The organism is Psychrobacter sp. CX21, from assembly GCF_057396255.1.
In genome coordinates this window covers 87,606-100,198 of sequence record NZ_JBXYJG010000013.1, presented here as the reverse complement: position 1 = coordinate 100,198, position 12,593 = coordinate 87,606, and the positions used below count along the sequence as shown (strand labels likewise).

Here is a 12,593-nt window from a genome sequence, read left to right as displayed (position 1 = left end):
GTAGATACCATCTTAAAAAATAAATATCAAGCAGAAATAAATTCAACTTTTGCCTGATAAGGAGATTGATGTTTCAATACACCATAGCAGATATGCACAAGCTTACGCATAGCAGCGCAAATCGCCTGCATCTTGCACTTACCATTGGCTAACAGCCTCTCGTACTGTGCCTTAATATCAGGATTCCATTTAGTGGATACCACTGCAGCCATATACAGTTTAGCTCTAATAGCACTTGAACCATTCTTAGCTAAACGTGATTTGCCTTTAAACTGTCCTGACTCAATATGTCTAGGAACAAGACCAATAAAGGCTGCAACCTGTGACGCTTTAGTAAACTGCTTATTGTGCATCAGCGATAGCATCTGTCTTGATGTGGCAGGGCCTACACCTTTGATAGTTTGTAGTAGCTCTTGGTCATGCTTTAACTTAGGATGTTTATCGATATGATCATCAATATCATCGTTAAGCTTTGCAATAGCAACTTCTAAAGCATCAATCATAGTGCCAATGGATTGCTTCACAATAGGCGCAGTATCAGTAGCATATGCTTTTTCTTGACGGTTAAGCTCACGTTGCAAGTCTTGCTGTAGTGCATCTAAACGAGTCAATAATGACTTTAATTGTCTTGCTTCTACTGGTGGCGGTGTCCACTGTTCTGGCTTAGCACTATTAGCATAACGAGCCAGTAAGACGCTATCCTTTTTGTCAGTTTTATTGCGACTACCAAGAGAGTTTGCATAGCTTCTGACATAGGCTGGATTTACGATACTTAGAGCAATACCTTTATCATGTAGAAAATAAGCCACATTCTCATGATAGACACCTGTTGCTTCAAGGGTTACGTGTATATCACTTAAATTATCGCTGACGTTTGTTTTTAGCCAGTTGATAAGATTATCAAAGTCGTCTTTGTTGTTTTTAAATACTTTGGTTTTAACCTTTAGCTTGTCTGCATCTTTAAGCCATGCAACATCAAGCTTTGCTTTACTAACATCGATACCAATATAATGAGTCATCTTGTCATCTTCCCTTGTTCATGCAGTGTCACTCGTATTGAGGCACTTGGATACCATTCAGAGTATTAAGATGATAAAAATGAGCATTGGGCATTATCTACGCTACAGTGTCTAGGCACTAAGGGTGCGCTCATGCTCTCAATGCTCGTGATTAACCGCTTTAGTTTATCAACTCTCGTTGATTGCGTTAAGGGGTCAGTCAAGATACAAGGGTGCGCCCCGCGCACCAACTCATTTGTATCATCAAATATAATAGGTGCGCATGGCGCACCCCACGCAAAATACCAAAGTCTAAGTTTAAACTCAGCCCAGTTTATCATCTTCGCTTTTTGCTATAGCGTCGCCTTAGGTGTGGTTTAGCCCTGATTGTAGCGGATATACTGGTAGGCTTGGCAAGTTGCGGAGGTTTGGTTTGGGGTGGCATGGCGTCTAGCCAATGACACTCCAAACCTTAGCCACCGCCTTGCTAAGACTGGCAGATAGTAGCGTAAAACAGGTTTCCGCTGCATATTTTTTGTTCTAGGGTGTGTGTTAATCTCTGTGTTGATTGCTGTCTTCACAAATGGTTATCGCAACCTTGCAATAATCGCCACTAAATAACAAATGCGCCACGTAATTTACGTTGTGCGACTGGTCTAGAACGTGACCTATTGGCATACTTTTAAGCAGTGATTAACGCAGATAACTACTATATAACCATAAGTCAGATAAGCTTAAGCCAGATAACCATAAGCGTTAATTACTTTAACAAACAAAATAATAAGTGATAAGGAGTATAACGATGGCACGTTTACAAGATAAAGTCGCAATTATTACCGGCGCGGCGCAAGGTATGGGCAAGTCGCATGCCGAACTGTTTGTAGCTGAAGGTGCAAAGGTAGTGATTACCGATATCAATAGCGAGAAAGGCGAGGCGGTCGCCAAAGCGCTTGGCGATGAGGTGTTGTTTGTTAAGCAAGATGTAACCGATGAACAAGATTGGCAAAACGTGGTTGAGCAAACCAAAACAACGTTTGGCAAAATTGATGTGTTAGTCAACAATGCGGGCATTACCATGCGTAAGTCGCTGTTGGATACGTCGGTAGAGGATTATATGCGTATTTTAAAGATTAACCAGTTGTCGGTATTTTTGGGTATGAAAGCGGTGATACCGTCTATGCAGGAAGCGAAGCAAGGCTCGATTATTAATGTGTCGTCTTTAAATGGGTTGGTGGGCGGTGCGATTGGTTATACTGATTCTAAGTTTGCGGTACGTGGGATGACCAAAGCCGCGGCACTTGAGTTTGCGCCCGATGGTATTCGTATTAACTCGGTGCATCCGGGGGTGATTGAGACGCCGATGATTACGCAAGGCGATACCAAAGATGCGGTAGAGCAGTTTGCAAAATCGATTCCGTTACGCCGTATGGCAACATCTGAAGAGGTTAGCCAAATGGTACTGTTCTTGGCATCGGATGAGTCCAGCTATTCTACTGGGTCAGAGTTTGTGATTGATGGTGGTTTATCCGCTCAGTAGGGTTTGCTTTCGGCCATAATAACAATTATTGCGGTCATTAATATTTGTAATAATAGTGTGCAGCCAAAAGTCTATTAGGTTGATTTATAAGTTTTTAGGCGGATTCATTAACGGGGCGCACACTATTTTTTCGTCCCAATTTTATATCAATGTACGTTACAATTAAGAGGCGTAATTGGTGATTTAGTATTAGTTATTGAACCATAAATTGTATAGTCAAAGAACTTTAAAGTAGTCACAAGGCAACCGAGTGCAAGTACTACAAGGGTAGGCTTAACGAGGTTAACACCGTGACTCTTTATAAGTTCGCTGACTATAGTTATAAACTCTCAAGGATGAGCGACATCATGTTTCCTTTCAACCAACGTCATCATAGGTCAGCATCTACGGCAGCTGACTCTAGTTCTAGTCCTAAAAATGATGACAATAGTAATACGCCGTATATCTCCTTTCGGCAGAAGCTGCCACAATTGCCAAGCCTGCCCAATTTGCCTAAACAAGCGGCTGCTAAGGTGCGTAAATTTAAGCCTACCCTGCCTTATAGCGCAAAAAAATCCCCCCAACTGGATGTTTTAATCATCGGTGCGGGGATATCGGGTGTCGATATGGCAAACCATATCAAGCGTGACACGCTGCTGTCCAAATCTATAAAAAAAGGACGGGTTAAGGTTGTTGAGAAGCGCAATGCGATTGGGGGTACGTGGGATCTGTTTAAGTACCCTGGTATTCGCTCGGATTCGGACATGACCACATTTGGCTTTGCTCATCGTCCGTGGATGGGTACAAAAACTTTGGCAGATGCCGATTCTATCAAGCACTATATCGAGGCGGCAGCAAGAGACGCTGCTATCGATAGCTTGATTCAGTTCAATACCGAGGTGACACAGATTGAGTGGTCAAGCCCGCTTAAGTATTGGACGGCCACGTTGACAGATACTCATACTGGCGAGAGCCAAACGGTGACCAGTCGCTTTGTTATCGGGGCAACAGGTTATTACGACTTTGATCAAGGTTATCAGCCGCATTTTAGAGGTGAGGAGCAGTTTGAGGGTCAGATTATTCATCCTCAGCAGTGGCGCGAAGACACGGATTACGACAACAAACGTGTGGTGGTGATTGGTAGTGGGGCTACGGCGGTTACTCTCGTGCCAGCACTGGTGGATCAAGCAAATACCTCTGATGCTGATAGCGTCCAACGTGCCGCGCATGTAACCATGCTACAGCGCTCGCCCACCTATATCGGCAGCGTGCCTAGCGAAGACGATAGCTTAAACTTACTCACTAAGTATTTAAGACTTAGTGATAAGACAGCATACGACATCGTGCGCTGGCGTAATATTCTTATTCAGCAAGGGCTGTATCAGTTTGCTCAAGCAGCCCCTAAGCTTGTGCGAAGAAGCCTACTCAATAAAGCCAAAGATGCGCTTAAGGGTAGCGATGTCGATATCAAACATTTTGAGCCAGAGTACAACCCGTGGGATGAGCGTTTGTGTGCAGTGCCTGACGGGGATTTATTTAATGTATTACAAACGGATAAGGCAGATATTGTCACCGATACCATTGAGTACTTTACGCCCACTGGGATTCAATTGACCTCAGGACAGCATTTGCCTGCCGATATTATTGTTACTGCCACAGGGCTTAAGCTTCAAATGCTGGGCGGCGCTAAGGTGATTGTCGATGGGGAGGTTAAAGCAGTGAGTGAGCGTATGACCTATAAAGCGGTCATGGTAGATAGCACGCCAAATTTGGCAGTTTTATTTGGATATACGAACGCCTCATGGACGCTTAAAATTGACTTGGCGTGTCATTACATCACTCGTCTTTTAAGGCATATGGTTTTGTACGGTTATTCAACCGCTGTTGCCAGTCCCGTTGCTAAAGATGGTGAAACGGTTTCTAAGCTGCCTGATACGGTCATGGGGTCTTTAACTGCTGGATATATCAAACGAGCAAAGAATGTGCTACCAAAACAAGGCGATCGTTATCCTTGGTACGTGACCAACAGCTACTTTAGCGACCTTATAATGCTTAAGCATCAACGGCTTAAGGATAAATGGCTAAGGTTTGGCAAATAGATTTTACTAATTTTATGACTAAAGGTTTGTGAATTTGTTTTTACCACACACTAAAAATGCTTAATAGCCAATTCTTTATGAATGACTATTAAGCATTTTGGTAAGCGTTTTGGTAAGCGTTTAATTGCTATGTAGCTACTAGAAATTAGTACTTAATATAATACAATATAATTTAATTAAGCTTTATCTAACAGAGTCCAGCAAAGTGTTCACTGCAAGCTTACCAAAGTCATTGGCGGCAAGTGGACCATCTCCTGAGATTAAGTTTCTATCTTTGTGCGTATTGCCAGTGGCCAATCTATTAGTTATTGTAACGCCAAGCGCTTCTAGCTTTTCGTTAAAGTACCAAGGCATCTCACCCGGTAAGTAGCCCATCTTCGGCATTTGTTTGTCCATAACATCTGGGAAGGCAACAATGTCATAGCCTTCATAGATAAAGTCTTGTTCTAAGTCCGAATCTGTATCTGTATTAGCGCTCATACCTTCTGGACGATCCAAATCAGCTGCCAATAATGCGGCTGGACCATGACAGATGACTAAGGTTAGCAGCTCATTTGATTTACCCCAGCGCAGTAGCTCCCCTAAATATTTGTCTTCAGGAAGCCCTAACATCGCCCCATGACCACCAGGTATAAAGATGGCGGCATACTCATCATTGTCTGCCATTTTGTTTTTGACAAAGTCTTCGATGCTATTAGGCGCTTCAAGTTTTGTCTTATACTCATTATAGATGTCTTTTACCTTGTCATCCTCTTCTGGCATCGCCCATTGTTCAATTTTGACCGCCTCGCCAGTTGGGGTGAAAATATCTACGTCAAATCCTGCTTTTTTAAAGTGCAGTAATGGCACAAACATCTCAACAGGATGGTTACCTGTATCAAACTTCTTACCATCCGCCATTGTCATGTACTGCTCTTGAGTACAAACCATTAAAATACGCTTATCGCCTGCATATGGCATGTCGTAATCGCTATCGTCATAGTTTGTTTTGTTTGGCGCAGCAATCTTAAGTGCGGACTTCGCAGGAATGTAGACGCCTTCTTCCACTTCTTGTGGCTGTATGCCTAGGGTTTCTTTGATATTGTCTAGTTCTACATTATCAAGCTTTTCCTCGATCTTTTTCTTAACCGTATTCAACGCGTCGTTTAAAGTGTCTTTGATAGTCATTATTCAATTGCCTCTTTTTAATTTTAAAGTGAGTGTTTTAATTTCGAAGTGAATGTTTTATAGCATATAGGATTTAATTGATATATTCCCTTATACATCCATGCTTTGTTATATGTTTCAATTTTATTTTCTTTAATTCTAGCTATATAAAATGGATAGGGTAATCGATCTCTGTGCTAATAACTGCCAAGTAGTCTGTGTGTTAAAACCATACTTTATTAAGATATCAAATTCGTCACCGTTTATAACGCGATTCATGTGCTTTAATTTTGGGTGTTTCGTAAGCTATGTTAAGACTAAGTATCTAAATTTGCGCGACAGTTTGCGCGGGTCGTGAGCTACGGATGTGCGTGTTTTGCGACGGTTTGCATGGATCTTGATAGTTTATGAATTTTAAAACACTGTTTTTAATTTTTGAAAAGTTCTAACGCGTTCCACTTTATTCTTATTTATATTTTATTTAATGGGTCATATTAATAACTTTGTAACACCAAACTGATAAAACTGAACTTGAAACTCTTATTGATAGTTAATTTATGGTTTACCTAGGATGTGAATATGACCTCTACCCCCTCTTTTAAAAATGATAATAAATACTTAATACCGTCGCCACTTTTTAAGACTGCCTATACCGCATTGACAGCCTTTATGATGACGATTACTTGTAGTACTGCCATGGCAGACGTATTGCCCGCCTATCAAACCAACGATCCTTGGTTTACCGATGCCAAAGCCAGCGTTCAGCAAAAAGTCAACAGCTCAAAAGACGTAGGCCGCGCCAAAAACGTTATTTTATTTGTGGGCGATGGTATGGGCATCTCAACCTTAACCGCAGCGCGTATTTTAGACGGACAACAAAAAGGGATGATGGGAGAGGAAAACTACTTAAGTTTTGAGCGTTATCCCAATACCGCCCTTATTAAAACTTATAACACCAATCAGCAAACGCCCGATTCGGCAGGTACTATGACTGCGATGGTATCTGGCGTTAAGACTCGAGCAGGGGTTTTAAATATTGCCCCTGATGCACGGCGCGCAGACTGCGCCAGTGCCAGCGGTCGAGAGTTAAACACCTTGTTTGAATATGCTGAAACTCAAGGGCTATCCACTGGTGTGGTGACCACTGCCCGTTTGACCCATGCAACACCTGCAGCAACCTATGCCAAGTCTCCTGAGCGTAATTGGGAAAGTGATGACAAGCTCACTGATGAAGCAAAACTAAACGGCTGTCAGGACATCGCCACACAATTTGTCGAATTTGGTACCAAGCCTGGTCAAGGCGATGGTATAGATGTCGCCTTTGGTGGGGGTCGTCGTCACTTTATCAGTAAAGAGGCGGTAGATAATGAAGGCCAAAATGGCAAACGCACGGATGGTAAAAACCTTATAGAAGAATGGCAATCTCGTACAGGCGGCGTATACGTAGAAGATGAAACTGGGTTTAATACTATTCCAAGCGATGCAGACAAGGTACTGGGCCTATTTAACGCCTCCCACATGCAATATGAGTCTGATCGTAGCAATGACGTGTCTGGTGAACCTTCACTTATTGACATGACTACCAAAGCCATCGAATTGTTAGAAAATCGCAGCGCAAAAACAGACAAAGGTTATGTGCTGGTGGTTGAATCAGGGCGTATTGACCATGCCCACCATGCAGGCAATGCATATAACGCGCTAGAAGACACCATCGAATATTCAGAAGCGGTGGATGCGGCGCAAAACATGGTAGGCGACGATACCTTAATCATGGTAACCGCCGATCATAGCCATGTGTTTACCCTAGCCGGCTATCCAAAACGTGGGAACCCCATCTTAGGTAAAGTCGTGGGAACGGATGAGCACGGGCTTCCAGAATCAGCGCCAAAGCTTGCATTAGATGATATGCCTTACACTACCGTAACGTATGGTAATGGTCTTGGTTATCGGGACTTAGGTGATGACACCAATGCAGATAAATCGTACGATGCTGGCCCTGAAACAGGACGCCGTGATTTAACTCATATTGACACGACGCGCCCAGGATATCATCAAGAAGCCTTAGTTTCTCTTGATTCAGAATCACATGCGGGCGAAGACATCTCATTACATGCTAAAGGCCCTGGATCAGCTTATGTACAAGGTGTTATGGAACAAAATGCAGTATTTCATGTCATTAACAAAGCGCTTGGGCTTGGCGTCGTCGCCAAATAGCCCTATGTTTTTCGATCTGTTTAGCGGTTTGTATAGCGCTCTGTATGACAATTTATATAACTAGCTATAGCCATTGTCAGATGAATAAGTCATACAGCAACCGACTCAAGTACAACTAAAGCTACTAAAAAACGATCAAGCTATTAAAACGATCAATCATTTTACATATACCAATTAAACTTATTCGTCGTTAATTCGGCAGGAGAAACTTATGTTGCACCGCAGAACCGACAACATTCATAAAAACAATACCTCTAGATATAGCCTTAAAAAAAGCCGTCTAAATACCGCCCTACTGACTGTAAGCATGACTCTACTAACAGCTACGATAACCAACTGTACTAGCCTGTCTGCACAGCAAACAAACTATCAAGATAATATGTCCCCCATTCAAGCGCCATTAAATGAAAAAAGCGAAGCTTGGTTTGAGGCGGGTGCTCTAAAAGTGGCGCAAAACGAAGCTGAAATAAATAAAATTATTTCAGAGTCAAAACAAACCACTATCGATCAAGGTAAAGCCAAGAACATTATTCTATTTATAGGCGATGGCATGGGCGTATCTACCGTGACCGCCGCGCGTATCTTAGAGGGTCAAAATCAAGGCAATACGGGGGAGGAGAACTTATTATCTTTTGAAACCCTACCTTATACTGGTTTGATCAAAACCTACAATACCAATCAGCAAACACCCGATTCGGCAGGCACAGCGACGGCAATGCTCACCGGCGTTAAGACAAAAGCTGGGGTACTAGGGATTACTGACCGTGCCAACCGCGCAACATGTACCGGATTTAAAGGTGAGAAGCATGCAGAGCTAGTGACAGCGCTAGAGCTGGCATCTATGGCGGGCAAGGCCACCGGGATTGTCACCACCGCACGCTTAACGCATGCAACTCCAGCTGCCGCTTATGCCAAAACCTCTGAGCGTAACTGGGAAAGTGATGACAAATTAAGTGACGAAGCCAAACGTGGCGGCTGTAAAGATATTGCCACCCAGTTCGTTGAATCGCCTTATGTCGATGTGGCATTTGGGGGTGGTCGCCGTCATTTTATTAATAAATCCAGCACTGATCTAGAAGGTAAGACAGGTAAGCGTCGAGATAACACTGACCTCACTCAAATATGGCAACAGAATACAGGCGGCGTGCTGGTACAAAACAAGGCCCAGTTTGATGCCATACCCAATCATGCCAAAAAAGTCCTTGGTTTATTTAATTCCTCGCATATGCAGTACGAAGCAGATCGGCATAATGATAAGTCTGGCGAGCCTTCGCTGACCCAAATGACCACCAAAGCCATAGATTTGTTAAATCAAGACGAGGATGGTTTTTTTATGCTGGTTGAGTCAGGGCGTATTGATCATGGCCATCACGCGGGTAGTGCTTATAATGCGCTAACCGACACTATTGAGTTCTCTAACGCGGTTGAAGCCGCCATGCGCAAGACATCCCCTGAAGATACTCTAATCATCGTTACCGCAGACCATAGCCATGTATTAACCTTGGCAGGCTACCCTACCCGTGGCAACCCAATCTTGGGTAAAGTTGTGGGCAATGACAAATACGGTGAGCCTAAAACAACGCCTGATTTGGCGATGGACAACAAGCCTTATACCACTTTAAGTTATGCAAATGGCCTAGGACATCATGACTTAGGAGACGAAACGAATGCGGATGTGGTGTATGATAATGACGCCGTTAGTGGCCGAGATGCGCACGATTTACACGCAGTCGACACCTTAAGATCGGGCTTTCATCAAGAAGCCTTAGTACCTTTAAAATCAGAAACTCACGCTGCTGAAGATGTGGCTATTTACGCCCGTGGTCCTGGCGCCCGACTGGTCTCTAGTACCAGCGAACAAAATGAGATCTTTCACATTATGGATTATGCTGGTAATTTGACGAATTTAGCACGGTCTAAGGCAGCCGCAAACTAAATAGTTAAATACATACATTTTATAAATCATTTATTGTTATTGATACTGACATCAAAAAGGACAGCACATAGGCTGTCCTTTTTGATACATCAAATTATATACGTCATATACAGAGCAATAATTTGATACGATAGACTAAACTATTCGATTTAAAATTTAGACTATAAACAGCAGTTATAACTAATATTCTATAACTTATAAATAAGTTAAACGCTTATTTCTTAGATTTTTTTGACGCTTTTTTCTTCGCTTTTTTCTTTTCTACCTTCTTGTCTATCTTTTTTTCATCTTTAAGCTTATCGAGCTTTTTGACCTTTTTTTCGATCTTCTTTTCAGCTTTTTTGATGTCTTTTTTCAAATCTTTAATCTTTGAGTTATTCGCCATAGTGATTTCCTTATTTTCTAGTTAACGGTCTTAATTGCGTCTTAATCACAAGCTATAGTCAGCGAACTACTAAACGGTTACAGTGTTAACCTCGTTAAGCCTACTCCAGTAGTACTTGCACTCGGTTGCCTTGTAACCATTTTAGACTTCATTGACTATATCTGCAATGAAAGCTTCGCTTATAAGACGGATTGCACTCATCAAGATAACACCTATTTTGTATATTGACTGCAAAAGAAGCTGTTACTGCAAAAGAGGCTAACGCTTTACATGACTATTTTACTTTAGCCTTCACTTGACTTTAACCTTAAAGCGGTCGTCCTATTGCAGACTCATTGAATGAGCTTAATTAAATACTAGCAAAGTAGGGTATAAATACAAATTTATACTGTATAAGCTGTGTACTATTAAGGTAGCTTCATATCACCGTAATTTATCAATCCAATACGGCGCATAACCCATGCTGCCCCGCCTGCGATTAAGGCGGGTAAGACAAACATTAACAGCACAATCCCCATCCACATCATGGTAGGTGACAGGATGTCTTTGGATGCTTCAAGTACCCCAAATACACCCACAAAACCTGCGGTTCCCATACCTGAGCCGCTCGCGGTACTCATTAGCCCAAATCCAACTGTGGCAATAGGGCCCACAATCGAACTGGCGATCACCACAGGCAGTAAGATAATGGGCTTTTTAAATATATTGGGTATTTGTAGCATACTTGTGCCCACCCCTTGTGCAATAAGCCCACTCATTCCATTGTCTTTATAACTTGCGACGGCAAACCCGACCATATGCGCAGCACAGCCAACCACCGCCGCCCCGCCAGCCAAACCATCTAAGCCAATAGCGATACAAATAGCAGCGCTAGACGTCGGCATGGTCAGTAGCAATCCCACCACTACCGCAATCACTACCCCCATCATCAACGGTTGTAATTGAGTGGCCACTTTAATGCCTTCACCAATGCTATTAACAACGCTGACCACAGGTGGATTTAACCAGGCGCAAACTGCCAACGCCAACAGCCCGACAACAGCAGGGACCAAAATAATATCAAGCTTTGTCTTACCTTGAATCCATGTACCAGCGCGATAAGCAAACACAGTGGCAAGGTAAGCGCCAATAGGATTACCTGGAAGCGCTAAAAAGGTAGAAGGCGCTCCTTCTTGCGGTATAAACAAACGCCCAGCCATTAACGCCTCTGAATGTGCGCCCATCATACCAGCCACCAAACACGCAAATACGACCAATGTGGGCGCTTTTAGATAATAAGCAATCCCTACCCCAATTCCCGCGCCCATTAATATTGAGGCAAGCTTTCCTAAGTCAATTAAAAGGGGTAAATCTAGCGCACGTCCTACTTGAGAGAAGATCAGCCCTGCAATCAAAGTCACAAATAAGCCTAGCGCCATACCCGTAAAGGCGTCAATAAAATATTTATTAAAAAAAGCTTTTACCGGGGCATGAACTGGCGTAGTAGACGGAGTCATAGACGTATCCTAAACAAAAGAGCGTATATTATAAATGTATTATTACTAAAATAACTATAAACACTTTTTCAATGCTCTTTTTATGCACTTTTTATTCGCAGCAACTTTATTAGCATGGGTTTTATCAAACATCTACATTAAACGACTACTTTTAGGTTATAGGAGCTCCTATGTCATCGGATTTACAACATCCCCTTTATCACACGCTACTTGATATCAGAGGTGCAGACAATGAAAAGCAGCAGGTTCGTCTTGCCGTAATTCAAGCAGACATTACCAAGCTTGAGGTAGACGCCATTGTCAATGCTGCTAACTCAAGCTTGTTAGGTGGCGGCGGTGTGGATGGCGCCATTCATCGTGCGGCAGGTCCAGAATTGGTTGAGTACTGCCGTACTTTGGGCGGTTGCCCAACTGGCAGTGCCAAAATTAGCTCTGGATTCAAACTGCCTGCAAACTATGTTATCCACACCGTTGGGCCTGTATGGCATGGTGGCGACTGCGGCGAGGCGCAGCTGCTTCGCAATTGTTATTTAAATTCAATACAGCTTGCGCAGCAAAACAATGTGACCAGCATTGCCTTCCCTGCCATTAGTACAGGCGTTTATGGCTATCCTGTTGAACGTGCTGCACGCATTGCAATCAGTAGTGTGATAGAAAACTTAACACAAGATAAAAAAGAACATGCTGCAACCGCTGACAATTCGATTAGAGACGTTATCTTTTGTTGTTTCTCAAAAAAAGATGCCGACGTTTATATACAAGCCATAAAGGCGCTATAACGCTTGTCTTTTAAGACCGTTAAT

At 42.8% G+C, this 12,593-nt stretch carries 10 protein-coding genes; 5 read left to right on the top strand and 5 right to left on the bottom strand.

What is annotated here, in order from left to right:
- Positions 1-26 precede the first annotated feature (26 nt).
- Positions 27-1,019 carry an IS110 family RNA-guided transposase gene (locus AC2SLP_RS08760; RefSeq protein WP_486535649.1) on the bottom strand — a complete coding sequence of 331 codons (993 nt, stop codon included), beginning with the start codon at positions 1,017-1,019 and terminating at the stop codon, positions 27-29.
- Between the two features lie 356 nt (positions 1,020-1,375).
- Entirely contained in the window at positions 1,376-1,528 is a 153-nt protein-coding gene (locus AC2SLP_RS08755) for a hypothetical protein (RefSeq protein ID WP_486536292.1), read from the bottom strand.
- A 272-nt stretch (positions 1,529-1,800) separates the two neighbouring features.
- Here AC2SLP_RS08755 and AC2SLP_RS08750 point away from each other — a divergent pair, with 272 nt between their 5' ends.
- Positions 1,801-2,535, top strand: coding sequence for an SDR family NAD(P)-dependent oxidoreductase (locus AC2SLP_RS08750; RefSeq protein WP_486536291.1), 735 nt, complete (start codon positions 1,801-1,803; stop codon positions 2,533-2,535).
- Between the two features lie 347 nt (positions 2,536-2,882).
- On the top strand, positions 2,883-4,613 hold the full coding sequence (locus tag AC2SLP_RS08745; protein WP_486536290.1) for a flavin-containing monooxygenase: 1,731 nt from the start codon (positions 2,883-2,885) through the stop codon (positions 4,611-4,613).
- A 183-nt stretch (positions 4,614-4,796) separates the two neighbouring features.
- Here the strand turns inward: AC2SLP_RS08745 and AC2SLP_RS08740 are convergent, their stop codons facing one another.
- Positions 4,797-5,780 carry a DJ-1/PfpI family protein gene (locus AC2SLP_RS08740; RefSeq protein WP_486536289.1) on the bottom strand — a complete coding sequence of 328 codons (984 nt, stop codon included), beginning with the start codon at positions 5,778-5,780 and terminating at the stop codon, positions 4,797-4,799.
- Between the two features lie 558 nt (positions 5,781-6,338).
- On the opposite strand from AC2SLP_RS08740, the gene AC2SLP_RS08735 reads away from it, so the two are divergent.
- Together AC2SLP_RS08735 and AC2SLP_RS08730 are read left to right on the top strand one after the other, a co-directional pair.
- The gene (locus AC2SLP_RS08735; protein ID WP_486536288.1) at positions 6,339-7,973 is read left to right on the top strand and encodes an alkaline phosphatase; all 1,635 of its coding nucleotides are present in this window, start codon (positions 6,339-6,341) and stop codon (positions 7,971-7,973) included.
- A 211-nt stretch (positions 7,974-8,184) separates the two neighbouring features.
- Complete coding sequence (locus AC2SLP_RS08730; protein WP_486536287.1) at positions 8,185-9,909, top strand: alkaline phosphatase family protein; 1,725 nt, start codon at positions 8,185-8,187, stop codon at positions 9,907-9,909.
- Between the two features lie 214 nt (positions 9,910-10,123).
- Here the strand turns inward: AC2SLP_RS08730 and AC2SLP_RS08725 are convergent, their stop codons facing one another.
- Both AC2SLP_RS08725 and AC2SLP_RS08720 read right to left on the bottom strand, forming a co-directional pair.
- On the bottom strand, positions 10,124-10,294 hold the full coding sequence (locus tag AC2SLP_RS08725; protein ID WP_486536286.1) for a hypothetical protein: 171 nt from the start codon (positions 10,292-10,294) through the stop codon (positions 10,124-10,126).
- 407 nt (positions 10,295-10,701) lie between these two features.
- Positions 10,702-11,790 carry a PTS sugar transporter subunit IIC gene (locus AC2SLP_RS08720; RefSeq protein WP_486536285.1) on the bottom strand — a complete coding sequence of 363 codons (1,089 nt, stop codon included), beginning with the start codon at positions 11,788-11,790 and terminating at the stop codon, positions 10,702-10,704.
- Between the two features lie 170 nt (positions 11,791-11,960).
- On the opposite strand from AC2SLP_RS08720, the gene AC2SLP_RS08715 reads away from it, so the two are divergent.
- Positions 11,961-12,569 carry an O-acetyl-ADP-ribose deacetylase gene (locus AC2SLP_RS08715; protein WP_486536284.1) on the top strand — a complete coding sequence of 203 codons (609 nt, stop codon included), beginning with the start codon at positions 11,961-11,963 and terminating at the stop codon, positions 12,567-12,569.
- Positions 12,570-12,593: the final 24 nt, after the last annotated feature.